General features: G+C 72.1%; 22 protein-coding genes and 1 tRNA gene. 14 read left to right on the forward strand and 9 right to left on the reverse strand.

The window, feature by feature from the left end:
* Positions 1 to 39: 39 nt before the first annotated feature.
* The 3 genes from IAI59_RS14480 to gstA are packed head-to-tail and all read left to right on the forward strand — an operon-like array spanning position 40 to position 1,384.
* The gene (locus IAI59_RS14480) at positions 40 to 294 is read left to right on the forward strand and encodes a hypothetical protein (protein WP_207415625.1); all 255 of its coding nucleotides are present in this window, start codon (positions 40 to 42) and stop codon (positions 292 to 294) included.
* 59 nt (positions 295 to 353) lie between these two features.
* Positions 354 to 743 (forward strand): CrcB family protein, encoded by a 390-nt coding sequence (locus tag IAI59_RS14485; RefSeq protein ID WP_207415624.1) that lies wholly within the window; start codon positions 354 to 356, stop codon positions 741 to 743.
* Positions 744 to 775: 32 nt separating this feature from the next.
* Entirely contained in the window at positions 776 to 1,384 is a 609-nt protein-coding gene (gstA, locus tag IAI59_RS14490) for a glutathione transferase GstA (protein ID WP_207415623.1), read from the forward strand.
* Here the strand turns inward: gstA and IAI59_RS14495 are convergent.
* Together IAI59_RS14495 and IAI59_RS14500 are read right to left on the reverse strand one after the other, a co-directional pair.
* Positions 1,350 to 1,622: a hypothetical protein gene (locus IAI59_RS14495; RefSeq protein WP_207415622.1), complete on the reverse strand. Its 273-nt coding sequence runs from the start codon at positions 1,620 to 1,622 to the stop codon at positions 1,350 to 1,352. The two genes, gstA and IAI59_RS14495, sit on opposite strands and share 35 nt — an antisense overlap.
* Complete coding sequence (locus IAI59_RS14500; protein ID WP_207415621.1) at positions 1,619 to 2,488, reverse strand: oxygenase MpaB family protein; 870 nt, start codon at positions 2,486 to 2,488, stop codon at positions 1,619 to 1,621. The genes IAI59_RS14495 and IAI59_RS14500 overlap by 4 nt, the downstream gene beginning before the upstream one ends.
* A 118-nt stretch (positions 2,489 to 2,606) precedes the next feature.
* Between IAI59_RS14500 and IAI59_RS14505 the strand changes: the two genes are divergently transcribed.
* On the forward strand, positions 2,607 to 3,212 hold the full coding sequence (locus IAI59_RS14505; protein WP_207415620.1) for an NUDIX domain-containing protein: 606 nt from the start codon (positions 2,607 to 2,609) through the stop codon (positions 3,210 to 3,212).
* Between the two features lie 4 nt (positions 3,213 to 3,216).
* On the opposite strand, the gene IAI59_RS14510 is transcribed toward IAI59_RS14505, so the two are convergent.
* Positions 3,217 to 3,423, reverse strand: coding sequence for a hypothetical protein (locus tag IAI59_RS14510; protein WP_207415619.1), 207 nt, complete (start codon positions 3,421 to 3,423; stop codon positions 3,217 to 3,219).
* 117 nt (positions 3,424 to 3,540) lie between these two features.
* Here IAI59_RS14510 and IAI59_RS14515 point away from each other — a divergent pair, with 117 nt between their 5' ends.
* Together IAI59_RS14515 and IAI59_RS14520 are read left to right on the forward strand one after the other, a co-directional pair.
* Entirely contained in the window at positions 3,541 to 4,521 is a 981-nt protein-coding gene (locus tag IAI59_RS14515; protein WP_207415618.1) for an RluA family pseudouridine synthase, read from the forward strand.
* Between the two features lie 4 nt (positions 4,522 to 4,525).
* Positions 4,526 to 7,048, forward strand: coding sequence for an AsmA family protein (locus tag IAI59_RS14520; RefSeq protein ID WP_207415617.1), 2,523 nt, complete (start codon positions 4,526 to 4,528; stop codon positions 7,046 to 7,048).
* Between the two features lie 145 nt (positions 7,049 to 7,193).
* Here IAI59_RS14520 and recA read toward each other — a convergent pair whose 3' ends face one another.
* Together recA and IAI59_RS14530 are read right to left on the reverse strand one after the other, a co-directional pair.
* Entirely contained in the window at positions 7,194 to 8,231 is a 1,038-nt protein-coding gene (gene recA / locus IAI59_RS14525; RefSeq protein ID WP_207415616.1) for a recombinase RecA, read from the reverse strand.
* A gap of 179 nt (positions 8,232 to 8,410) precedes the next feature.
* A complete protein-coding gene (locus IAI59_RS14530) occupies positions 8,411 to 9,877 on the reverse strand; it encodes an ATP-binding protein (RefSeq protein ID WP_237181136.1) in 1,467 nt (488 codons plus the stop codon).
* A gap of 419 nt (positions 9,878 to 10,296) precedes the next feature.
* On the opposite strand from IAI59_RS14530, the gene IAI59_RS14535 reads away from it, so the two are divergent.
* Positions 10,297 to 10,539, forward strand: a complete 243-nt coding sequence (locus IAI59_RS14535) for a hypothetical protein (RefSeq protein ID WP_207415614.1) — start codon at positions 10,297 to 10,299, stop codon at positions 10,537 to 10,539.
* 8 nt (positions 10,540 to 10,547) lie between these two features.
* On the opposite strand, the gene speE is transcribed toward IAI59_RS14535, so the two are convergent.
* A complete protein-coding gene (speE, locus tag IAI59_RS14540) occupies positions 10,548 to 11,411 on the reverse strand; it encodes a polyamine aminopropyltransferase (RefSeq protein ID WP_207415613.1) in 864 nt (287 codons plus the stop codon).
* Between the two features lie 82 nt (positions 11,412 to 11,493).
* Positions 11,494 to 11,940: an adenosylmethionine decarboxylase gene (speD, locus tag IAI59_RS14545; RefSeq protein ID WP_207415612.1), complete on the reverse strand. Its 447-nt coding sequence runs from the start codon at positions 11,938 to 11,940 to the stop codon at positions 11,494 to 11,496.
* Between the two features lie 372 nt (positions 11,941 to 12,312).
* Here speD and IAI59_RS14550 point away from each other — a divergent pair.
* A tRNA-Ser gene (locus IAI59_RS14550) sits at positions 12,313 to 12,403 on the forward strand.
* A 401-nt stretch (positions 12,404 to 12,804) separates the two neighbouring features.
* Complete coding sequence (locus IAI59_RS14555) at positions 12,805 to 13,947, forward strand: acyltransferase family protein (RefSeq protein WP_207415611.1); 1,143 nt, start codon at positions 12,805 to 12,807, stop codon at positions 13,945 to 13,947.
* A gap of 78 nt (positions 13,948 to 14,025) precedes the next feature.
* On the opposite strand, the gene IAI59_RS14560 is transcribed toward IAI59_RS14555, so the two are convergent.
* Entirely contained in the window at positions 14,026 to 15,711 is a 1,686-nt protein-coding gene (locus IAI59_RS14560) for a methyl-accepting chemotaxis protein (RefSeq protein WP_207415610.1), read from the reverse strand.
* A 180-nt stretch (positions 15,712 to 15,891) separates the two neighbouring features.
* Here IAI59_RS14560 and IAI59_RS14565 point away from each other — a divergent pair, with 180 nt between their 5' ends.
* Entirely contained in the window at positions 15,892 to 16,101 is a 210-nt protein-coding gene (locus IAI59_RS14565) for a hypothetical protein (RefSeq protein ID WP_207415609.1), read from the forward strand.
* Between the two features lie 15 nt (positions 16,102 to 16,116).
* Here the strand turns inward: IAI59_RS14565 and IAI59_RS14570 are convergent, their stop codons facing one another.
* Entirely contained in the window at positions 16,117 to 16,746 is a 630-nt protein-coding gene (locus IAI59_RS14570; protein ID WP_207415608.1) for a glutathione S-transferase family protein, read from the reverse strand.
* A 118-nt stretch (positions 16,747 to 16,864) separates the two neighbouring features.
* Between IAI59_RS14570 and IAI59_RS14575 the strand changes: the two genes are divergently transcribed.
* The 4 genes from IAI59_RS14575 (at position 16,865) to IAI59_RS14590 (ending at position 22,902) form a co-directional block, all read left to right on the forward strand.
* Positions 16,865 to 17,236 carry a hypothetical protein gene (locus IAI59_RS14575; protein WP_207415607.1) on the forward strand — a complete coding sequence of 124 codons (372 nt, stop codon included), beginning with the start codon at positions 16,865 to 16,867 and terminating at the stop codon, positions 17,234 to 17,236.
* 147 nt (positions 17,237 to 17,383) lie between these two features.
* Positions 17,384 to 18,118, forward strand: a complete 735-nt coding sequence (locus IAI59_RS14580; protein ID WP_207415606.1) for an ImuA family protein — start codon at positions 17,384 to 17,386, stop codon at positions 18,116 to 18,118.
* Positions 18,119 to 18,121: 3 nt separating this feature from the next.
* Complete coding sequence (locus IAI59_RS14585; protein ID WP_207415605.1) at positions 18,122 to 19,705, forward strand: Y-family DNA polymerase; 1,584 nt, start codon at positions 18,122 to 18,124, stop codon at positions 19,703 to 19,705.
* A gap of 26 nt (positions 19,706 to 19,731) precedes the next feature.
* Positions 19,732 to 22,902, forward strand: a complete 3,171-nt coding sequence (locus IAI59_RS14590) for an error-prone DNA polymerase (RefSeq protein WP_237180509.1) — start codon at positions 19,732 to 19,734, stop codon at positions 22,900 to 22,902.
* The last annotated feature ends 19 nt before the right edge of the window (positions 22,903 to 22,921 follow it).

The raw sequence follows: 22,921 nt of genomic DNA on the forward strand, positions 1-22,921 counted from the left end.
CCGGCGTTGATCCGGCAGCGAACAACCGGAGTTTCCCCCATGCGTAGCATCCTCGCCGCCACCATCCTCGCCGCCGGCCTGGGCCTCGCCGCGCTGCCCGCTTCCGCCAAGGAAGGCGGCTGCGTCAAGGACGGCGCGGTGGGCGCCGTGGCCGGGCATTTCGTGGGCAGCGGCCATGCCGTGGCCGGTGCCGCCGCCGGCTGCGCGGTCGGCGTGCATCGCCGCCATGCCGCCGAGCGGCGCGACCAGCAGCAGCAGCCGAACCAGCAGCAGAGCCAGACCCCCCGCGGCTGAGCTGCCGGGGCGCGGTGGATGCCGCGCCCCGCCCGTGCCCGCATGCTATCCTGCCGTCCATGAATCCGTTTTCCCCCCACCTGCTCGCTCTGGTCGCCATCGGCGGCGCGGGGGGGTCGTTGCTGCGCTATGCCACCGGCATCTGGTGCGCCGGCTGGTTCGGCACGGCGCTGCCCTGGGGCACCCTGGCGGTCAACGTGGCCGGCAGCGCCGTCATCGGCCTGCTGGGCGGGCTGATGCTGGGGGGCCTCGCCGTCAGCCAGGAGGCCCGGGTGCTGCTGATCACCGGCATCCTGGGCGGCTTCACCACCTTTTCCGCCTTTTCGCTGGATATCGGCACGCTGGCGCTGCGCTCGCCCGCCCTGGCCCTCGGCTACCTCGCCCTCACGCTGCTGGGCGGGCTCGGCGCCTTTGCGCTGTGCTTCGCCTTCGGCCGCGTGCTGGCCTGAACCCGTTTTCCCTTTCCGGAGATCCCCGTCCCATGAAGCTGTTCTACGCGCCCGGCGCCTGCTCGCTGTCCCCCCACATCGCCCTGCACGAGGCCGGGCTGCAGCATGAGCTGGAGAAGGTGGACATCCGCGCCGGCGGCAAGCTGGAATCCGGCGGCCAGTTCGGTGCCATCAACGGCAAGGGCTACGTGCCCGCCTTGCAGATCGACGGCGGCCCCCTGCTGACCGAGGGCCCGGCCATCGTGCAATACATCGCCGACCAGGCCCCCGCCTCCGGCCTCGCGCCCGCCGCCGGCAGCATCGAGCGCTACCGCCTGCAGGAATGGCTGAACTTCATCTCCACCGAGTTGCACAAGGGCATGGGCTCCATGTTCAACCCGGCGCAAACGCCGGAATGGCGCGCCGCCGCCAGCGCCACGCTGAGCAAGCGGCTGAACTGGCTGAGCGAGGCGCTGGGCGACAAGCCGTTCCTGATGGGCGAGCGGTTCACGGTGGCCGATGGCTACCTGTTCACCGTGCTGCGCTGGGCCGGGCCGGTGAAGTTCGACCTGTCCCCCTGGCCGGCGCTGGTCGCCTTCCGCGACCGGGTGGCCGAGCGCCCGGCGGTCAAGGCGGCGCTGAAGATGGAAGGCCTGAACTAGCCGCCCGGGGCCTGGCGCCCCCCGGCGCCCTGCCCGCCGGCCGGACCCGCGCCGGCAGGGCGGGCGGCGCCGGCGGCGGCGCCAGGTTCGCCTGCTCCGGCCGTGCCGCGGCCTGCTCCTCCAGCCACACCGCCGGCACGGCCGCCGCAGGGCGTTTCGCGAACACCGCCAGCTCGTCCAGCCCCACCAGCGTCAGGGCAAAGTCCAGCCAGCGCCGCCACGCGGCGTCCGGCCTCATTCAAAAGCCCAGCGCAGCGTCCGCGCCACGCCGAACGTCCCGGCCCGCAGCAACGGCCGCGTCAGCAGCGGCACCTCCAGCCCGTGCATCCGCCGCGCCCAGTCGGGCAACAGGTCCACGCCCGCCTGCATCACCAGCGCCTGCACCGGCTCGGCGGCGCGGTGCTCGGCCGGGCGGGTCAGCACCAGCCGCGCCACCTCGCGCGTGCGGGCGTCCTGGCGCAGCAGCGGGCGCGTGTCCTGGATCAGCGCGCGCGCCTCGGCGCGCGAGCGCGGCACCGGCAGGGCGCCCAGGCGCTCTGCCACTTCCGCCATTTCCGCGAAATAGCGGTCCTGGTCGGCGCCGCTCATGCGCGGCTCGCCGTAGCGGATCCAGGACTGCAGAAAGCTGCTGGCTTCCGTCACATGCACCCAGGCCAGCAATTGCGGGTCGCGCGCGGAATACGGCGTGCCGTCCGGCAGCGTGCCCGTCACCTGCTCGTGGATGCGGTTGATGCGGGCGATCAGCGCCTCCGCCTCGGCCCGGCCGCCATAGGTGGTGGTGGCGATAAAGCGCGCGGTGCGCTTCAGCCGGCCGTGCATGTCGGCGCGGAAGTTGGAATGGTCCCACACCCCCGCCAGCACCGCCGGGTGCAGCATCTGCAGCAGCAGCCCCGCGATGCCGCCCACCATCATGGAGCCGACGTCGCCATGCACCCGCCACGCCACCGATTGCGGCCCGAACAGCCCGCCCGGCTGGCGCGCCACCGGTGCCTCGCCGCGCGAGCGGTCGTTGAACAGGGCGGTCACGCGGTCGGCGATGGCGCGCTTCATCGGGTGGTCGATGCGGCGGGGGGCCGGCTGGCCGGCGGTCTGGCGATAGGACATCGGCGGCATGTTCTCCGGCCACGGGGGCGGCCTGGACCTGATATCGGGTCGCTCCCGCCACCTGTCACCGGGGGGTGGGCGCGCTATCCTGCGGCCATCGTGCAGGGAGCCCCGGGCCATGAGCATCGCCGACCGCGTCCGCGTCCACAGCGTTGAAACGCTGTCCGACAACCACTACACCCTGCGGCGCGCCACCTTCGACTTCCGCCGCAACGACGGCCGGTGGCAACGCCAGGTGCGCGAAAGCTTTGACCGCGGCGACGCCGCCGCCATCCTGCTGTTCGACCCCGACCGCCGCACCGTGGTGCTGGTGCGGCAATTCCGCTTTCCCGCCTTCAGCAACGGCCACGACGCGCTGCTGCTGGAGGTGCCCGCCGGCATGCTGGACGCCGCGGCGCCCGCGGCGCGCATCCGCACCGAGGTGGAAGAGGAAACCGGCTTCCGCGTGTCCGGCGTGGAGCCGGTGTTCCAGGCCTTCAGCAGCCCCGGCGCGGTGACGGAGCGGGTGCACTGCTTTGTCGGCCGCTACCGCCCCGCCGACCGCCACGGCCCGGGCGGCGGCCACGCGGCGGAAGGCGAGGACATCGAGGTGCTGGAGCCGAGCATCGAGGATGCGCTGGCGATGCTGCGCGACGGCGGCATCCGCGACAGCAAGACCATCATGCTGTTGCAGCACGCGGCGCTGCACCTGTTTCCCGGCGCGGTGGCGACACCAGGAAAATAATCCTTCACTTGGCGGCGGGTTTGCGGCTATGCTGCGCAGCCGCCACCGGCCGTGGCTTGTCCGCCGGGCAAACCAGCCGCGCCGGCCACAGCAGCAGCACGCCGTCGCAGACCTGCGTGCGGAAATACACGGGATTGCCCAGTTGCTCGACCACTGCGCGCGGCAAGGTGAGCTGGTTTTTGCTGGTGAGCTTCGCCATGCCGGTGGTCATCGCCGCTGTTCTCCGTAAGAAAGTAAGATGGTAAGGAATATATTCCTTGTTGTCAAGCCCAAGCCGGTGCCGGCAATGTGGCTCGACGCGCCGCGCCCGCGCGGCTAATCCGCGCGCATGACCGTCCAAACCCGCACCGTCCACGCCGCCGACGCCGACTCCAGGCTGGACCGCTGGTTCCGCCGCTACTTTCCGCAGCTCACCCAGGGCGCGCTGCAAAAGCTGCTGCGCACCGGCCAGGTGCGGGTGGACGGCAAGCGGGCCGAAGCCAGCACGCGGCTGGAGCGCGGCCAGGAAGTGCGCATCCCGCCCATTCCGGAAGGCCCCGCCCCCGACACCGGCCCCCGCGTGCGGGAGGTCTCGGCCGCCGACGCCAAGATGCTGGAACAGGCCATCCTCTACATGGACGACCAGGTGATCGCGCTGGACAAGCCGCATGGCCTGGCCGTCCAGGGCGGCCCCAACATCACCAAGCACCTGGACGGCATGCTGGACGCGCTGCGCTTCGACCACGAGGAGCGTCCGCGGCTGGTGCACCGGCTGGACCGCGATACCTCCGGCGTCATCCTGCTGGCGCGCGACCAGCGCTCGGCCTCGTTCCTGGCCGCCAACTTCCGTTCGCGCGACGCGGAAAAGACCTATTGGGCCATCGTGGTGGGCCAGCCGCAGTACGAGGGCGGGCGCATCGACATGCCGCTGGCCAAGCAGGGCGGCGGCCCGATGGGCGAGCGCGTGGTGCCCGCCCAGGGCAAGGAAGGCGCCTTCGCCGTGACCGAGTATTCCACCATGGACGTGGCCCGCCGCCACGCCACCTGGCTGGAGCTGCGGCCGCTGACCGGGCGCACCCACCAGCTGCGCGTGCACTGCGCCGCCGCCCTGGAATGCCCGATTCTGGGTGATGGCAAGTATGGCGGCCAGGCCGCGCACCTGGAGGGCATGTCGCACAGCCTGCACCTGCACGCCCGGCGCCTGTCCATCCCGCACCCCGAGGGCGGGCGGATTGAAGTGACGGCCCCGTTGCCGCCGCACATGCTGGAAAGCTTCGCCACGCTGGGCTTCGGCAAGCCGCGCAACGCGGCGGCCAAGCGCACGGCCTGACGCGATGAACGCGCCGCGCCGCGCCCTGGTGGTCCTGGCCGTGGTGCTGGCGGTGCCGGCCGCCGCCTATGGCACGCTGCGCTTTCTGCTGCGCGACGAGGCGCTGCGCCCCCGGCTGGTCGCCGCCGTGGAACAGGCCACCGGCCGCCGGCTGAGCATTGCCGGCCCCATCGGCCTGAAGCTGTCGCTGGTGCCGACGCTGACGCTGGAAGGCGTGGCGTTGTCCAACCCGCCCGGCGCCAGCCGCCCGGACATGCTGACCGCCGGGCGGGTGGAAGCCTCGCTGGCCCTGCTGCCCCTGTTGTCCCGCCACGTGGCGCTGGAACAGGTGACGCTGATCGACCCCGACCTGCTGCTGGAGCGCGATGCCACGGGTCGCGGCAACTGGCTGTTCGGCCCGCCCCGCGCGCCCGCCGCGCCCGCCCCCGCCGCAGCGGCCCCCGCCACGGCGCCGGCCGAGCCGCTGCAATTGTCGATCGCCGCCGCCGGCGTGCAGGGCGGCCGCGTCGCCTGGCTGCCCGCCCCCGGCGGCCGGACCGAGACACTGGAGATCGGCGCGCTGTCGCTGCGCGCCGCGGCCCCAACCGCGCCCATGGAGCTGTCCGGCCAGGTTACCTGGCGCGGCGTTTCGCTGGCGGCGGAAGGCCAGTCCGGCCCGCTGCCGCGCCTGCTGGGCGCCACCGCCGAGCCGGCGGCCTGGCCGTTGCGGCTGGCGCTGTCCGCGCCCGGGCTGCGGGCGGTCCTGGACGGTGCCGTGAGCCGGCCGGAAGCCGCCGCCGGCTGGCATGCCACGCTGGATGCCTCGGCCGACCGTGCGGAGCGGCTGGCGCCCCTGTTGCCGGGCCTGTCGCTGCCGCCGTTGCTGGGGCTGGAGGTGCAGGCGGAACTGGCCGATGCCGGCGCCGGCCTGCCGCCGCGCCTGCTTTCGCTGCGGGCCAGCACCGATGGCGGCGACCTCGGCGCCTTGCTGCCCGGGCTGGCGCTGGGCGCCGCCACGTTGGCCATACCAGCGGAAAACGCCCCGCCGCAGGCCGAGGCGGCCGTCACGGTGCGCGGCACCGGTTGGCAGCTGCAGGCCGCGCTGCCGCCGCCGGCCACCCTGCTGTCCGCCGCCCCCTGGCCGGTCACCGTGGCGCTGCGCGGCGAGGGCATTTCCGCGCGGGCGGAGGGCATGCTGGCGGGCAGCGCGCACCGCGACTGGGATGGCCGGCTGGAGCTGCAGGCCGCCGACACCACGCCGCTGCTGCAGGCCCTGGCGCTGCCCTGGCCCAAGCAGCACGACCTGCGGCTGGCCACCGGGCTGGCGCGCGACGCCGCCGGGGTGACGCTGGCCGGGCTGCAGCTTTCCACGCGCGAGCTGGCGCTGGAAGGCGGCGCCAGCATCGCCACCACCGGTCCGCGCCCGGCGATCCACGGCGTGCTGCACGCGCCGCGCATCGACCTCGATGCCCTGCTGCACCCGCTGCCGGCGGCGTCCCCCGCCACCAGCCCGGCACCGGCCGTGCCCGCCACCCCCGCCGTGCCGCAGCCCGCGAACACCGACCGCATGGTGATTCCGCCGCTGCCCCTGCCCTTCGGCTGGCTGCTCCGGCTGGACGCCGACCTGCGGCTGACGGTCGGCGAGCTGGTCGCCAATGGCATCACCTATCGCGACCAGCGCGCCACCCTGGCCCTGGCCGGGGGCCGGCTGGTGGCGGACCCGGTTTCGCTCGGCATTCCGGGCGGGCGGCTGTTTCTGGCACTGCGGGCCGACGCCACCGCCACCCCGCCGCAGCTCGCGCTCAAGGCACGGCACGAAGGCGCCGGGCTGGAGCTGCGGCCCCTGCTGCAATCCTACCACCTGCCCGCCCAGGCCGATGGCCGGCTGGAACTGGATGCCGAGCTGGCCGGCCGGGGCGGCGACCTGCGGTCCCAGGCGGCCTCGCTGAACGGCAGCCTCGGCCTCGCGGTGGCCAATGGCCAGGTGGACGTGGCGCTGCTGGACCGCGTGTCGGGCGAGCTGCGCCGGCTGTTGCTGCCGGAAGCACCGGCCGGCGGCAGCGCGCCGCTGCGCTGCCTCGCATTGCGCGTGGCGCTGCGCGACGGCGTGGCCCGGCCCGAGGCGTTGCTGCTGGAAAGCGGGCTGGGCAACGTGGCCGGCAGCGGCGAGATCGACCTGGGGCAGGAGCGGCTGAACCTGCGCCTGCTGCCGCAGGTGCGGCTGGGCGGCGTTGGCATCAGCGCGCCGGTGCGGGTGACGGGCAGCTTCGCCAAGCCGGGCTACCGGCTGGACCAGGGCGGCGCCGCGCAGGCGGCGGCGGGCATCGTGGGGGAGCTGGCGTCGCGGCAGCGCGAATCCGGCGTCGCCGCGCTGGGGCAGCTGGCGGAAGCCCTGGCCGGGCGCCCCGGCGGCGGCCTGCCGGATTGCGCGCAGCAACTGGCCGTGGCGCGCGGAGGCCGGGCCGGGCCAGTGCCGCCGGCGGAGGCCCGGCCGGAACAGCGGCGGGTCAATCCGGGCGAACTGCTGCGTGGGCTGCTGGGGCGGTAAACAAGAGAAAGGCCGAGGAAGGAATTCCCCGGCCTTTCGTTATCTGACGCATCGGTTCCGGTAGCGGCCGGAATGCCACGAGGCCGTGGCTGGTCCGGTCGGGCCCGGACAAAGCGACCGGGGGAATTCCTTCCCCCAGCCTTGCTTACTCCGCCGCCGCAGCATCCTCGGCATCCGGCGTCGTCAGCATCGCATCGGCCACCACGCCCGCCTGGGCGCGCACCCGCTTCTCGATGCTTTCGGCCATCGCCGGGTTGTCGCGCAGGAACTGCTTGGCGTTCTCGCGCCCCTGGCCGATGCGCTGGTTGTCGCAGGAGAACCAGGCGCCCGACTTCTCCACCACGCCGGCCTTGACGCCGAGGTCGATCAACTCGCCGACCTTGGAGATGCCCTCGCCGTACATGATGTCGAACTCCAGCTGGCGGAACGGCGGCGCCATCTTGTTCTTCACCACCTTCACGCGCGTCTGGTTGCCGACGACGTTCTCGCGATCCTTGATCTGCCCGATGCGGCGGATCTCCATGCGGCAGGAGGCGTAGAACTTCAGCGCGTTGCCGCCCGTGGTCGTCTCCGGGTTGCCGAACATGACGCCGATCTTGAGCCGGATCTGGTTCAGGAAGATCAACAGCGTGTTGGAGCGCGACACGGTGCCGGTCAGCTTGCGCAGCGCCTGCGACATCAGGCGGGCATGCAGGCCCACATGGGTGTCGCCCATCTCGCCTTCCAGCTCGGCGCGCGGCACCAGGGCGGCGACGGAATCGACCACCACCACGTCGATGGCGCCGGAGCGGACCAGCGTGTCGCAAATCTCCAGCGCCTGCTCGCCGGCGTCGGGCTGGGAGATCAGCAGGTTGTCCACGTCCACGCCCAGCTTGCGGGCATAGCCGGGGTCCAGCGCATGCTCGGCGTCGATAAAGGCGCAGGTGCCGCCCTTCTTCTGCGCCTCGGCGATGGCATGCAGCGCCAGCGTCGTCTTGCCCGAGCTTTCGGGGCCGTAGATCTCGATGATGCGGCCCTTGGGCAGGCCGCCGATGCCCAGCGCCAGGTCGAGGCCGAGCGAGCCGGTGGAGATCACCTCCACCTCGTCGTTCCCCTGCTTGGCGCCCATGCGCATGATAGAGCCCTTGCCGAAGGCCCGTTCGATCTGGCTGAGGGCGGCGTCGAGCGCCTTGTTCTTGTCCATGGTGTAAGCAGCCCTTCTGGCAATCGCCGTGATGGTAGGAGAGGCGGTGGGGCAACGTCCAGCGGCACCCACCGCTCACTCACGAAGTCGCGATCACTGTGGCGGGCTTTCCGGAGCCGGAAAAGACCACCGCGTTCGTGTTCGCTATATGTTCACATCGGCGCCCCGGTGCAAGGGTTTCAGCATGCCGGAACCACCGCTTTTCCCACCGCCTCGACCAGTCCCGCGGGGCTGTAAGGCTTGGCCAGGAAACGGATGCCCGCCGCGTCCGGCGCCGCCTCCACCGCCGACTGCGCGTAGCCACTGACCAGCAGCACGGGCAGCGCCGGAAAGCGCAGGCGCAGGGCCTGTGCCAGCGCCACGCCGTCCATGCCCGGCATCGCCACGTCGGACACCAGCTGGCCCGGCACCAGCCCGGCCTCGATCAGTTCCAACGCGGTCTCGGCATCCTCGGCCACCGCCACGTCATGCCCGGCGCGGCGCAGGGCGCGCTCCGCCAGGCGGCGCAGCGGCGCCTCGTCCTCCACCAGCAGCACCGGCCCGGCGGGCGGCGCCAGCGCTGCGGCCGCGGGCGGCGCGGCGGGCGCCTCCGCCTCGCCCTCCACCCGCGGCAGCAGGATGCGGAAGCGGGTGCCCTGCCCCGGCGCGCTGTCCACCACCATGAAGCCGCCGGACTGGCGCACGATGCCGTGCACGGTGGCCAGTCCCAGCCCGGTGCCACCCTGGTCGATGCGCGTGGTGAAAAACGGCTCGAAGATCCGTGGCAAGGCCTCGGGCGCGATGCCCTGGCCGGTATCGGCCACCTCCAGCACCGTCCAGCGCCCGGCGGGCACGGTGTCCGGCGTGCCGCACAGCGGGGCCAACAGCACCTCGCGCGTCGTGGACAGCCGCAGCCGGCCGCCCTGGGGCATGGCCTGCCGCGCGTTGATCGCCAGGTTCATCACCACGCGGTCCAGCTGCGAGGGGTCGATTCGCACCAGCCGCCCAGGTTCGTCCAGCGTCACCTCCAGCACCACGCCCTGGCGCTGGCCGCCCGATTGCAGCAAGGCGGCGATGCCCTGCACCGCCTCGTTCAACGGCACCAGCCGGGGTTCCAGCACCTGTTGGCGGGCATAGGCCAGCAGCTGCCGCACCAGCCCGGCGCCCCGCTCCGCCGCTTGGCGCACCTGTGCCAGCTCCGCCGCCAGGGCTGGGTCGGGCGACGGGCCGGCCAGCCGCAGCGCATCCTCGCCAGCACCCAGCACCACGGTGAGAAGGTTGTTGAAGTCGTGCGCGATGCCGCCTGCCAGCGCGCCCAGGGTTTGCAGCCGGTCCGCTTCCGCCGAGTCCTGCACGGGGACCAGCGGTTGCAGCAGCAACAGCGCCTCGCTCCCCGGCAGGGGAATGCGCCGTGCCGCGACCGGTGGCTCCGGCATGCCTTCAGGCGCCGCCAGACGAAATTCCCGCACGCCCTGCCCATGGTCCAGCCAGCCCGCCACGGCGTCCCGATCCACCGCCGCGAACAGGCGTGGCGCCGGCAGGCCGGGCTGTGGCGGGCGGGTCGGTCCCAGTGCGGCGCGCAGCGCGGGGTTGGCGTGGCGCAGCACGCTGCGCGCGTCCAGCAACGCCGCCGGGCCGGGCCAGCCTTGCAGCACCGCCAGCGCCACCGGGTTGATCCTGGGTCGAAACGGCCACCATCTCATGGTGGCCAGCATACCCTCACGAAGCCGTGATGCGCAGAGATTATCGGAGCATCCTGAGCGTCTGGCTCAACAGACCCTGGCAGCTGCGCAGGGTGCTCAGATTGTCCGAGGGGCCCGAGGGTACTGGCAACAAACCCAGGCCGCCCGGGCCACGGGCGGCTGGCAGGGCGGAACCGGGCTCGCCGTCCCGCGTCAGCTGGCCGGCAACGGACAGGATCTGCTCCGGTCCCGGCGCCTGGCCGGCCGCCACCGCCAAGGCGTGATCCATTCGCATGCTGCCGCTCCTGCCATTGTGCGGCGGCAATCTGGCAGGCCCCGGTGAAGAAACCGTCAAGGCCGGCGCGTTAGCGATTCGCTCACCGGCCAGCGGCTAGAATGCGGGCATGACCGACGCGCCCCACCCCGCCATCCTGGCGAGCATCGACCGGATGGACACCACGCTGGCGTTGGCCACGGCGCTCGCCAATTCCGGGCGGACGCTGGACCTGGACGGGCTGGAAGCGGAAATGACCCGGCTGTGCGGCGCCGTGCTGATGCTGCCGGCGCCGGAAGGCCGGGCGTTGCGCCCGGCCATGGCCGGGCTGCTGGCGCGGCTGGAAAGCCTGTCCGCCACGCTGCTGCGCTGAAGGCCGCCTTAGGGCAGGTGCTTGCTGATGTAGGGCGGCAGGTTGAAGGCGCCGGTGTGGATCTCGGGCGTCCAGTACTGCGTCTGGCCCAGAATGCCGGCGGCCTCGGCCCGGGCGCGGATGGTGGCGGTATCCACCTGCCGCAGGGCGCTGTCCTTGGCCGACCAGCCCAGCGTCATGAAGCCGCCCACATAGGTCGGCACCGCGGCGACATAGGCGTAGATGTCGGCAAAGGACTTGGCGCGGCGGATGGAGGTGTCGCGCAGCTCCTCGGCCTGCATGGCCGGCACGCCGCACTGGTTGACGATCACGCCCTTGTCCGACAGCAGCCGCGCCACGTTGCTGTAAAACTCATCGGTGAACAGCACCTCACCCACGCCGATCGGGTCCGTGCTGTCCACGATCACGACGTCAAAGGAGCCGGCCTCCGCCTTGCGGACGTAGTCGATGCCGTCGGCCACCAGCACCTCGGCGCGCGGGTCGTTCCAGGCATCGCCGGCAATGTTGGGGAGGAACTCCTTGGACAGGCGGATCACCTCGCCGTCGATCTCGACCATGACGGCCTTCTCGACATTGCGGTGTTGCAGCACGCGCTTCAGCACGCCGCCGTCGCCGGCGCCGATGATCAGCACGCGCTTGGCATCGCCATGCGCCAGCATCGGCACATGGGTCAGCATCTCCTGGTAGACGAACTCGTCGCCCTCGGTGATCTGGATGCAGCCGTCGAGCACCAGCACGCGGCCATGCGTGTAGCTTTCGAACACCACGATGTCCTGGAAGTCGCTCTGCACGCGGGCCAGCTCGCGCTTGACCATGAAGCGCTGCCCCCACTCGGGGTAGAGGGTCTCGTTGATCCAGGAATCGGTGGGCATGGGGTTCTGATCTCCGTCGCTCAATACAAGAAGGGCGGGGTCATGGACCCCGCCCTTCCGCTCGTCACGTGAAAGGCTGATGTCAGCCGATCAGGCCGCGCTTGTGCTCGGCAAGCTGCACGCGCTCGGGCAGGAAGCCCTTCTTCAGGATCGGCACTGCCAGATACGGGTTGCAGATGCCGCAGACGAAGATGTCCAGCGCGGCATAGGAGCGCTCGGGCCAGGTGTGGATCGAGACGTGGCTCTCGGCCAGCACCAACACGCCGCTCACGCCACCCGGGTGGAAGTGGTGGAAGTGGCCGTGCAGGATGGTCGCGCCGGTCTCGATCGCGGCCTCGCGCAGCACGCTGTCGATGTGCGCGGGGTCATCGAGGTTCGTGGCGCCCCAAAGGTCCACGATCAGGTGCGTACCCGCGAAGCGGACACCGTCGCGTTCGACGAAGTGATCCTTCGCCTCGGCGTTGTCGAAAGTCTGGGCTTCGCTCGGGAGTTCCGAGACCATCCCCAGCGGAGAGACGAGAGAGTCCATGTTGCGGGCTCCTTTCCACCAGCAGATGACCGGGTTGATCGGATATCGATCGGGTCAACGGATGCGGCATATGGGGCAATCCCCCCCGGTTCTCAAGAAAAATCGGAGATTCGAGGCCGAAAAAATCGCGTGTCCCCCCTGCATGGCACGCGTATCTCCTGGCGTGAGGTCTGCGAGGGCCGGGAATGGCTCCAGGAAATCGGCGCGGGTCCGGTAAAAAATGCCGGTCCAGAACGGCGCCCCGGGGGCTGGGGGGTCGCGGGCCGCCCTGCCGGCCGGAAAATCCGCGGTGCGGATGCATCGCCGTGCATTTTCCCGGCATTGCCCGCTTGCCCCCGGCCGCCAGCCTGATTATACCCCCGGCCCTGCGCTGGAGGGTTGGCCGAGCGGTCGAAGGCGCACGCCTGGAAAGTGTGTATACCTCAAAAGGGTATCGTGGGTTCGAATCCCACATCCTCCGCCAGTTTCCCCGCTTCCTGATGTGGTTTGCTATCTTTTCGACCTGCAGGCTGGCTCCGCACGAGCCGTGCCACGCATCGGCGCGCCCAGGAACACTGCCCCCAACTGCCGCCTTGCACCGCACCTTCTCGAGGAGCCAGCGCCAGCTGAGCCTTGATGATGAGGCGACAGGAAGCTGCCTCGGCAGTTCGGACATCGGATCGATGCGGCGGAGTGGCTGAACAGCCGATTGGGAATAGCACGCCGCACGGCAGGCAGGCTTGGCGAGGTGGCGGGTCTGCTGGTGCCCTCGCCGCCCAGGCAGTCCCCGCCCGCGATGCTTCCCTGCATGGCGGCTGGACAGGGCCCGGCCGCCCCCGGGATTGCGGCTTCCAACATCGCATACGCCATGACAAACGGCGGCACATGCCACCGCATCGCACCCAGAAAGACGAATCCCTCGAGGCTTTGAGAGGCATCGCAGCCCTTGTTGTCATTGCCTGGCATCTGGTGCTGGGCTTCGCCCCCGCGCGAAGCGGCATCTTTCCCGGCATGGACATGGCGCTGTCCTGGGTCGGGCGGCCCTGGTACGCCATCATCAATGGCACCGCGGCCGTCGTCTTCTTTTTCGTGCTGTCGGGCTTCGTGCTGACCAGGCAGGCGCTGCTGGATGGCAATTCCCGACGACTGGTCGTTGGCATCTTCAAGCGATGGCCGCGTTTGGCGGGTCCGGCAGCCGCCAGCTGCGCCTTTTCCTGGATGCTGTTCGCAAGCGGCGCCTATCACTTCCGCGAGGCCGCGGCCGTCACGGGCTCTCCCTGGCTCGCGGACTTCGCCTATTCCAGCATGCCGCCGGGATATGTGCCGAACCTGGCCGACGCCCTGCTGCAGGGCGGAGCCTGGACGTTTCTGACCGGTCGCGCATCCTACAACAGCAGCCTTTGGACCATGCGGTGGGAACTTCTGGGGAGTTTCGTCGCGTTCGCTACGGCCTTGCTTGCGATTCACCTCAGGAACGATCGCGCACGGTTTGCATTGTTGTTCGTGGCGATTGCCGTTGCCGCATACGCCAACATGCTGCTGGTGGCATTTCCGGCGGGCGTCGCCTGTGCTCTGCTGTCCGCCCAGGGCCGGCTGCCACGCTTCACGGCACCGGCCACAGTGCTGTTGCTGCTGCTGGCCTTCACCATGGCGAACTACACGGAAAATGGTTTGCTCGGCCGCCTGTCGGCGGAAAGGTGGGGCCGTTCCCTCAGCGAAATCCTCGCCTATACCGTGGGAGCGGTGCTTCTCCTGGTCGCCGTCGAGCAGAATGCATGGCTGCGGCGGCTGTTGTCCGGCCGCGTGGCCCGCTTTCTGGGCCGAATGTCCTTTCCGGTATACCTCCTGCACGTTCCGGTCCTGTGCTCCGCCGGCTGCATGGCCTTTCTGGCCGCCGGCGGAGGGCGGGCCGGACTTCTGGCAGCCGCCGGCGCGACGTTGTTGTTCACGGTCCTGCTCGGTTGGCCGCTGGCATGGTTCGACCTGCGATGGACCCGGCTGATCAACCGGATCTTCACCCGGTCCTGATCCATCGTGTGTCCCCGGCCCGGGGGCGGCAGCGGCAACGCGCGCCCCTGCCCCGCCGCCGCCCCTGCGCGGCGCCGGTCAGGCCGCGCGCAACCGCTGCACCAGGCCCGACAGCTCGTCCCGCAGCGTTTGGCCCTGGGTCGCGACGGCATCCGCGGCGGCGGTGACGCCCTGCATCGCGCTGCCGCTGTCGGCCGCGCCCTGCTGCACCTTTTGCATGCTGGCCGACATCTCGTCCGTGCCCTGGGCCGCCTGCTGCACGTTGCGGGCGATTTCCTGCGTCGCCGCCCCCTGCTGCTCCACCGCCGCGGCGATGGCGGAGGAGATCTGGTTCACCTCGCCGATCACGGTGGCGATGCCGCGGATCGCCTCCACCGCCTCGTGCGTCGCGGCGCGGATGGTGTCCACCTGACCGGAAATCTCCTCCGTGGCGCGCGAGGTCTGCGCGGCCAGGGCCTTCACCTCGCTGGCGACCACGGCAAAGCCCTTGCCCGCCTCGCCCGCCCGTGCCGCCTCGATCGTGGCGTTCAGCGCCAGCAGGTTGGTTTGCCCCGCGATATCGCTGATCATCCGCACCACGTCGCCGATGCGGGTGGCGCCGTCCGACAGCGCGCGGACGATCTGGTCGGTGCGGTTGGCGTCTTCCGCCGCGCGCCCCACCACGGCGGTGGAATGGCCGACCTGGCGGGAAATCTCGGCCACGGAAGCGGCGAGCTCCTCGGCCGCCGCCGCCACGCCCTGCACGTTGGCCGAGGTCTGCGCCGCGCCACTCGCCGCCGAGGAAGCCTGCAGCGCGTTGGAGTCCGCGATGCGCGACAGGCTGCCGGTGGAAGCCGCCAGCGTGCCGGATGCCTCGGCCAGCGCCTGGGCCACGGCGCCGAGCGAATGGTCCACGCCCGCCGCCAGGTCCAGCGTCGCCTGCCGCTTGGCGCGCGCCGCCTCGGCCTCGGCCTGCTGGTGGGCGGCGCGGACGCGCTCGGCTTCGGCCAGCCCGTCGCGGAAGGTCTGCACCGCGCCGGCCATCGGGCCCAGCTCGTCCCGCCGGCCGACGCCGGGCACGGGGGCCAGGGTATCGCCTTCCGCCAGCGTGGCCATGCGTCCCGCCAGGCGGGTCAGCGGCCGGGTGATGCCGAACAGCACGACCACGGCCGCCACGGCCACCGCCAGCAGCGTCACCAGCGCCAGCAGGGCGAGCGCGAGCACGATGCCGGCGTCGGTGTTCTCGCTGGCCTCGATGTTCACGCGGTTGGCGGCGGCGGTGGCGCGGTCGGCCATGCCGGCCAGGTCGTTGAAGGCACCCACTAGGGGCACGCGCGCCTCATCGCGGTAGAGCACCGCGGCGCCGCGCAGGTCCCCGGCCGCCACCAGCTGGAAGATCCGCTCGCCAACGCCGGCGATGCGGGTGTTGGCGGCACGCAGCGCCGCCACCGCGTCGCGGAACTCATTGGGTGCGAGCTGCGCGGCTTCGGCCAGGTTCTGTTCCACCCCGGTGCCGATGCCGCGGATCGTGGCGGCAAGCGGGGCCATGCCGGCCGGGTCCTGCAGCAGCAGGACATTGTTGTATTGCCGGCCCATGTTCGCGAAGTCGCCGCGCGCACGCTCGGCTTTCAGTGCGAAGGCGAAGTCGCGGTCAATGAGGTTGCTGTACAATGTGTCGGTCGCGGCGAACTGGCCGACGAGATACAGCGCGAGCACCGCCGAAACGGCGGCCTGGAACGCGAACAGGCCCAGGATCTTGGTGCGGATCGAGAGTCGGGCAAGCATGACGGCACCTCTGCTGGCAACACGCGCCTGGACCGGCTCCCGGCGCAAGCCCGGGCATAGCGGCTTCGCGTGAAGAGATGCTGAAAGGCGGTGCTGAATCCGCATCGCGTTAACGGCCGGGAAACCACGGCGGCCTTAGCGTCGCGGCCATCGCATCCCGCCATGCCCGGAGAACCGTTCATGAGATCCGCAGAATTCGAACACGGCCCCTATACCATCAAGACCTTCGCGATCGATGGCGAGGTGCGCGGCCGCGTGTTCCTGGACGGCGCCTGGATGCGCGACATCCCCGACTGCGTGGCCGACACGCTGGACGACACCGTGCAGCACATCCGCCGCATCATCGACCAGCGGGACGACGAGACGGGGGACGAGCCGGTCCTGCACTGACGCCGGGCGCGGGCGCTACCGGCCCAGCCCGTAGGCACCGCCCCGTTCCACCGCGCGCCGGTAGGCCGGGCGCTGCTGCAACGCGCGCACCCAGGCATCCAGCGCCGGATAGGCGGCGCGCTTGCCCAGCACCCCGGCCATCTCGGCAACGAAGCTCATCTGGATGTCGGCGCCGGTCAGCCCGTCGCCCACCAGCCAGGCGCGCCCCTGCAGGCTGCGGTCCAGGAAGGCAAGGTGGTTGGCGATCTCGCCCTCGATGCGCGGCATCAGCGGCGCGGCGGCCTCGCCCAGCCGCCCGGCATACAGGTGCAGCATCAGTGGCAGCATGGCCGAGCCTTCGGCATAGTGCAGCCATTGGATGTAGGCGTCGTATTCGACGCTGTTGTCCGGCGGTTGCAGGCGGCCGCCGCCGAGGCGGCGGATCACCGTCTCGATGATGGCGCCGGATTCGATCAGTACGCGGCCATCCTCCAGTTGCAGCGCCGGCGCCTTGCCCAGCGGGCTGACGGCGGCGAGCTCGGGCGGCGCCAGGCGGGTTTGCGGGTTTCGCGCGTAGCGGCGCACCTCGTAGGGCAGCGCCAGCTCTTCCAGCAGCCACAGGATGCGGTGGGACCGCGACTCGTTCAGGTGGTGCACGACCAGCATCGGTGGAGGTTCCTTGGGGCGAAACAGCCAGAGGTGGCGGCGTTGCCGCTGTTATCCAGGCGCAACCGCCACGGCTCCGCAAGGTTAGAGGCGCAGATGGCATGCAGGAGATGCGCCCATGACCACCCCCGAACAGCCTGACGCCAACAAGCCCCTGGCCGACAAGGCGGCCGAGGCCGTGACCGGCAAGCCGCTGGACAAGCCGGTGGCGGACACCGTGTCCGAGGCCGCGACGGATGCCAAGGACACCCTGCAGGATGGCTTCAGCCGCTTTGACGCCACGGCCCGCAAGGTAACGTCCGAGGCCGCCGAGCATGCGTCCGAAACGGCGGACGATGTTTCCGAAGCGGCACAGGCCTACGCCCACCAGGGGCTGGACAGCCTGAACCGCGCTGGCACCGCCGTGGCCGGCGCCATCACGCAGCGCCCCTTCGTGGCGTTGATCTCGGCGCTGCTGGGCGGCGCGATGGTGGCGCTCGCGCGCCGCTGAACGGCACCGCGACGACAGGCCGTGGCGCCTGCCCCAGGGCAGGCGCCACGGCTTTTTTTGTGCCTGGCCCTTGCCGGACCACCAATGCGATCCAGCCGCCCATGCAGATCAGGCTTGTCCTCGGCCGTCAAAGTGTGGGAACAAACAATGAACATGACCGCCGACCCACCCCTCACCCCCCAGCAGCGGCCAGCCGCCATGGCCGCGCTGCGCCGCCGCCTGGCCGGGCTGGAGCACGCCGGCAGCCGCCCCGGCGCGGACCCGCGTGGCCCGGTGCCGCTCAGCCCGGCACTGGACCGCGCGCTGCCGGCCGGCGGCCTGGCGCGCGCGGCGCTGCATGAGGTGCTGGCGGCGGGCGGCCCGCCGGGCGCCGCCGCACTGGGCTTCGCGGCGCTGGCGCTGGCGCGCGCGGGCGGCACCGTGCTGTGGATCGCGCCCGAGCCGGAAGCCTGGCCCCCCGGGCTGCTGCGCTTCGGGCTGCGGCCGCAGCAGCTGGTGCTGGTGCGCGCGCCCCGCCCCGCCGACGCGCTTTGGGCGATGGAGGAGGCGCTGCGCTGCCGCGCTGTCGGCGGCGTGCTGATGGTCTCGCCCGGCATCGGGCTGACGGCCGGGCGGCGGCTGATGCTGGCGGCCGAGGCCGGCGGCGCGCTGGGCATCCTGCTGCGGCCGGACAGCGACAAGGCGGGGCCGGCCGTGGCGCTGACCCGCTGGCGCGTCGCCCCCCTGCCCGCCCTGGCGCCGGACGAGCCGCATTGGAAGGTGGAGCTGCTGCGCTCGCGCGGCGGCGCCGGCGGGCAATGGGCACTGCGCTGGCGCGGCGGCGCATTGGATGATGGCGACGCCGTGCCGGCCCGGCCCGCCGCCAGCCGCCGCGCCGGCTAAGCCATGCGGCGCCGCTTCTGCCGCCCACCGCGCCTTGCCGCATCCCTGCCAGGGGTGGTGGGCGCCGCGCCCGTGGTGCCGCTCCCCGCCATGGATGCGCCCGGCCGCCGTTACCTGGCGCTGCACCTGCCGCTGTTGCCGGTCGAGGCCGCCGGCCCGGCGGGGGACCGCCCCGTGCTGGTGTGGCGGGCGGAAGGCCCGGCGCGGCTCGTGGTGGCCGTGGATGCCGCGGCCGCGCGGCTGGGGCTGGCGGCGGGCCAGGCGCTGGCCGACGCGCAAGCGATCCTGCCCGGCGTGCAGGCCTGCCCCGAGGACCCGGTGGCCGAGGCGGCGCGGCTGGGCATGCTCGGCCTGTGGGCGCTGCGCTTCACCCCGCTGGTGGCCGAGGACCCGCCCCAGGGGCTGTGGCTGGACATCACCGGCATGGGCAGCGTGTTCGGCAGCGAGGCGGCGTTGCGCGACCGTGCCCTGGCCGGGCTGGCGCGGCAGGGCCACGCGGCGATGGCGGCGGTGGCCGGCACCGCGCCGCTGGCCGCCGCCCTGGCGCGCGCCGGGCCCGGCGGCATCGTGCCGCCGGGCGGCGAGGCGCTGGCCCTGGCCGAGCTGCCGCTGGCCGCGCTGCGGCTGCCGCCGGAGATGCTGCGCGCCCTGCGCCGGCTGGGCCTGGAACGCGCGGGCGACCTGCTGGCGCAGCCGCGCGCGCCGCTGGCCCGCCGCTTCGGCGCCGGGCTGATCCTGGCGCTGGACCGCGCGCTGGGCGCGGCCGGCACGCCGTTTTCCAGCCTGCGGCCAGCGCCCGAGTTCCATGTGGCGCGGGACATGATGGAGCCGCTGATCACCCGCGCCGGCATCGACGCCGTGCTGCAGCGGCAGTTGCTGCCCGAGCTGTGCCTGCGGCTGGCCGAGGCCGGGCGCGGGCTGCGCCGGCTGCGGCTGCGGGCACACCGCGCGGAAGGTGGCTTGCAGGAGATCGGCCTCGGGCTCGGCCTCGCGGGGCGCGACCCGGCGCATCTGCTGAAGCTGCTGCACACCAAGCTGGATACGCTGGAGCCGCGCTTCGGCTTTGACCGGCTGGAACTGCTGGCGGAGGAAACCGAGCCGCTGGGCGGCCTGCAGGCCGGGCTGATCGAGGGCGGTCAAACGGAGCGGGATGCCGGGCTGGCACAGCTGCTGGACCGGCTGGGGCAGCGCATGGCGGTGTGGCGCCTGGCACCCCGCGCCAGCCACTGGCCGGAACGCGCGGCGATGCGCGTGGATCCCTTCGCGGCTGTGGAAACGCCGCAGGGCTGGGGCGACCGCCCCCGCCCGCTGCTGCTGCTGAAGAAGCCCGAGGTCGTGCAGGTGCTGGCGCTGCTGCCGGACGACCCGCCCCGGCGCCTCTTGTGGCGCGGCGCATGGCATGAGGTGATCGCCGCCGAGGGGCCGGAGCGTTTCGAGCCGGAATGGTGGCGCGACCGCCCCGACCGACCGGTGCGCGACTATTACCGCGTGGAATGCGCGGACGGCACGCGGCTGTGGGTGTGCCGCGCCGGGCTGGTGGGCGGCGAGCCGCCGCCGACCTGGTTCCTGCACGGCGCCTTCGCGTGAGCGACGGCTATGCCGAGCTGGGCGCGATGTCGAACTTCTCCTTTCTGGAAGGCGCCTCGCATCCGCAGGAACTGGTGCTGACGGCCAGGCTGCTGGGGCACGCGGCCATCGGCATCGCCGACCGCAATTCCATGGCCGGCGTGGTGCGCGCCCTGGCGGCCAGCGAGCACAAGGACATCCGCCTGCGCTTCGTGCCCGGTTGCCGCGTGATGCTGGAGGACGGGCAGGAATACCTGGTCTGGCCATCCGACCGCGCCGCCTATGGCCGGCTGACGCGGCTGCTGTCGGATGCGCGCATGGTGGCGGAAAAGGGCCAGGAACGCATTTCGCGCGACGCGCTGCTGGCCGCCGCCGAGGGACAGGTGATGGCGCTGCTGGCGCCGGAAGCACCCGATGAAAGCTTCGCGCTGCGGCTGCGGCAGGATGCGCGCGCGCTGCGCCGCACCGCCCTGCCGCTGTTCTGCGCCACGCACCACCGCTACGGCGGCGACGACCGGCGGCGGCTGCGGCTGCTGGCCGGCATGGCGGGCACGGCGGGCGCGCGGCTGCTGGCGGCGGGCGGCGTGCGCTTCCATGTGGTGGAGCGCCGGCGGCTGGCGGACGTGCTGGCCGCCATCCGCCATGGCTGCACCATCGACAACCTGGGCCTGCGCGCGCAGCAGAACGCCGAGGCCTATCTGAAGCCGCCGGCCGAGATGCTGCGGCTGTTCCGCGGGCACGAGGACGCGGTGGCCGCCAGCCTGGACGTGGTGCGCGCCTGCGGCTTCAGCCTGCGCGAGCTGCGCTACGAATACCCGGATGAGATCCTGGAACCCGGCCGCTCGCCGCAACAGACTTTGGAAGACCGCGTGGCGCGCGCCGCGGCGCTGCAATGGCCGGGCGGTGTGCCGGAGAAGGTGGCGCGACAGCTGGCGCATGAGCTGGCGCTGATCGGCCGGCTGGATTACGCGCCGTATTTCCTGACGGTGCATGAGATCGTCCGCTTCGCGCAGGCGCAGGGCATCCTGTGCCAGGGGCGCGGCTCGGCGGCAAATTCCGCGGTGTGCTACGCGCTGGGCATCACCGCCGTGCCGCCCGACAAGCACGACCTGCTGTTCGAGCGCTTCATCAGCGAGGCGCGCGACGAGCCGCCCGACATCGACGTGGATTTCGAGCACGAGCGGCGCGAGGAGGTGATCCAGCACATCTATGCCCGCTACGGCCGCGAGCGCGCGGCGATCTGCGCCACGCTGATCCGCTTCCGCTCGCGCAGCGCCATCCGCGAGGTGGGCAAGGCGATGGGCCTGTCGGAGGATATCACCGCCCGTCTGGCGCGCGGCACCTGGCACTATGGCCAGGACGACTGGAACGACGTGGCGCGCGAGCAGGGGCTGGACCCGGAAGCCGACCCGCGCCTGGCGATGACGCTGGACCTGGCCGAGGAGCTGCACGGCTTTCCGCGGCATCTCGCCACGCATGTGGGTGGCTTCGTCATCACGCGGGGGCGGCTCACGGAACTCGCGGTGGTCACCAAGGCGGCGATGGCGGACCGCCACACGCTGGAATGGGACAAGGACGACATCGAGGTGTTGCGCATGCTGAAGGTCGATGTGCTCGGCCTCGGCATGCTGAGCTGCCTGCGGCGCGGGCTGGTGCTGCTGGAACAGCATGGCGGGCCGGCGCTGGGGCTGAAGCAGATCCCGCAGGATGACGCGGCGACCTACAAGATGCTGTCGCGCGGCGAAAGCCTCGGCGTGTTCCAGGTGGAAAGCCGGGCGCAGATGAACATGCTGCCGCGCATGCGGCCGCGCGAATTCTATGACCTGGTCATCGAGGTCGCGATTGTGCGGCCGGGTCCGATCCAGGGCGACATGGTGCACCCCTACCTCAGGCGCCGGAACGGCGAGGAAAAGCCCACCTACCCCAGCCCGGCGCTGGAGGCCGTGCTGAAGCGCACCCTGGGCGTGCCGCTGTTCCAGGAGCAGGCGATGCAGATCGCCATCGTGGGCGCCGGCTTCACCCCCGCGCAGGCGGACGAGCTGCGCCGCGCTATGGCCACCTTCCGCCACACCGGCGAGGTGCCGCTGCTGCGCGAGCCTTTTCTGAACGGCATGCAGCGCCACGGTTACCCGCGCGACTTCGCCGAGCGCTGCTTCAAGCAGATCGAGGGCTTCGGCTCCTACGGCTTTCCGGAAAGCCATGCCTCGTCCTTCGCGCAGCTCGTGTATTCCTCCGCTTGGCTGAAGCGGCACCACCCGGCGGTCTTCGCCTGCGCGCTGCTGAACAGCCAGCCCATGGGCTTCTATTCGCCCGCGCAGATCGTGCGCGAGGCAGGGCGCGAAGGCGTGGCGGTGCGCCCGGTGGACGTGCTGGCCAGCGACTGGGACTGCACGCTGGAGCGGCAGGACGACGGCCGGCTGGCGCTGCGCCTCGGGCTGCGGCTGGTGGACGGGCTGGGGGAACCGGCGGCGCGGTCGCTGGTCGACGCGCGCCGGGGGGGCGACCATGGCCTGGAAGCGCTGGTGCGCCGCGCCAGGCTGGACCGCCGCGCGGTGGAGGCGCTGGCGGCGGCGGATGCCTTTCGCGGCCTTGGCCTTGCGCGGCGGCGGGCGCTGTGGGCGGCGGCGGGGCAGGAACGCGGCGCCCCCGCCCCCCTGCCCCTGTTCGCCGCCGCCGAGGCCGCGCCGCACCTGCCCGAGGCCACGGCGGGCGAGGACACGGTGCTGGACTATGGCGCCACGGGCCTGACGCTGCGCCACCACCCGCTGGCGCTGCTGCGCCCGCGGCTGGCGGCCATGGGGCTGGTGGACAGCCGCGCACTGGACCGGGGGCGGCAAGGCAGCCTGGTCAAGCTGGGTGGGCTGGTGCTGGTGCGCCAGCGCCCGGGCAGCGCCAAGGGCGTGGTGTTCTTCACGCTGGAAGACGAGTTCGGCACCGTGAACCTGGTGCTTTACCCGGACATCACGGAAGCCAACCGCGCCGCCGTGCTGGCCGCGCGGCTGCTGCTGGTGGAAGGCCGGCTGGAACGGCTGGACGCGCCGGCGGCGGAGGTGCCGGTGCTGCACGTGATCGCGCGCCGGCTGCGGGACCGCTCGGATTTGCTGGACGGACTGCACCGCATGGGCGGCCCCGGGCTGCAGCCGCCGCTGGCGCGGGCGGACGAGGTGTCACGCGGCGTGTCCCACACCGTGCGGCATACCAGCCGCGACTGGCACTGATCACACGATTTCTTGATCG

The sequence above is a fragment of the Roseomonas haemaphysalidis genome (genome assembly GCF_017355405.1).
Taxonomy (GTDB): Bacteria; Pseudomonadota; Alphaproteobacteria; order Acetobacterales; family Acetobacteraceae; genus Pseudoroseomonas; species Pseudoroseomonas haemaphysalidis.

Coding starts and splice junctions, on each gene's coding strand:
- IAI59_RS14480 (WP_207415625.1), top strand. CDS start 40: ATGCGTAGCATCCTCGCCGCCACCATCCTCGCCGCCGGCCTGGGCCTC.
- IAI59_RS14485 (WP_207415624.1), top strand. CDS start 354: ATGAATCCGTTTTCCCCCCACCTGCTCGCTCTGGTCGCCATCGGCGGC.
- gstA (WP_207415623.1), top strand. CDS start 776: ATGAAGCTGTTCTACGCGCCCGGCGCCTGCTCGCTGTCCCCCCACATC.
- IAI59_RS14495 (WP_207415622.1), bottom strand. CDS start 1,622: ATGAGGCCGGACGCCGCGTGGCGGCGCTGGCTGGACTTTGCCCTGACG.
- IAI59_RS14500 (WP_207415621.1), bottom strand. CDS start 2,488: ATGTCCTATCGCCAGACCGCCGGCCAGCCGGCCCCCCGCCGCATCGAC.
- IAI59_RS14505 (WP_207415620.1), top strand. CDS start 2,607: ATGAGCATCGCCGACCGCGTCCGCGTCCACAGCGTTGAAACGCTGTCC.
- IAI59_RS14510 (WP_207415619.1), bottom strand. CDS start 3,423: ATGACCACCGGCATGGCGAAGCTCACCAGCAAAAACCAGCTCACCTTG.
- IAI59_RS14515 (WP_207415618.1), top strand. CDS start 3,541: ATGACCGTCCAAACCCGCACCGTCCACGCCGCCGACGCCGACTCCAGG.
- IAI59_RS14520 (WP_207415617.1), top strand. CDS start 4,526: ATGAACGCGCCGCGCCGCGCCCTGGTGGTCCTGGCCGTGGTGCTGGCG.
- recA (WP_207415616.1), bottom strand. CDS start 8,231: ATGGACAAGAACAAGGCGCTCGACGCCGCCCTCAGCCAGATCGAACGG.
- IAI59_RS14535 (WP_207415614.1), top strand. CDS start 10,297: ATGACCGACGCGCCCCACCCCGCCATCCTGGCGAGCATCGACCGGATG.
- speE (WP_207415613.1), bottom strand. CDS start 11,411: ATGCCCACCGATTCCTGGATCAACGAGACCCTCTACCCCGAGTGGGGG.
- speD (WP_207415612.1), bottom strand. CDS start 11,940: ATGGACTCTCTCGTCTCTCCGCTGGGGATGGTCTCGGAACTCCCGAGC.
- IAI59_RS14555 (WP_207415611.1), top strand. CDS start 12,805: ATGCCACCGCATCGCACCCAGAAAGACGAATCCCTCGAGGCTTTGAGA.
- IAI59_RS14560 (WP_207415610.1), bottom strand. CDS start 15,711: ATGCTTGCCCGACTCTCGATCCGCACCAAGATCCTGGGCCTGTTCGCG.
- IAI59_RS14565 (WP_207415609.1), top strand. CDS start 15,892: ATGAGATCCGCAGAATTCGAACACGGCCCCTATACCATCAAGACCTTC.
- IAI59_RS14570 (WP_207415608.1), bottom strand. CDS start 16,746: ATGCTGGTCGTGCACCACCTGAACGAGTCGCGGTCCCACCGCATCCTG.
- IAI59_RS14575 (WP_207415607.1), top strand. CDS start 16,865: ATGACCACCCCCGAACAGCCTGACGCCAACAAGCCCCTGGCCGACAAG.
- IAI59_RS14580 (WP_207415606.1), top strand. CDS start 17,384: ATGAACATGACCGCCGACCCACCCCTCACCCCCCAGCAGCGGCCAGCC.
- IAI59_RS14585 (WP_207415605.1), top strand. CDS start 18,122: ATGCGGCGCCGCTTCTGCCGCCCACCGCGCCTTGCCGCATCCCTGCCA.
- IAI59_RS14590 (WP_237180509.1), top strand. CDS start 19,732: ATGTCGAACTTCTCCTTTCTGGAAGGCGCCTCGCATCCGCAGGAACTG.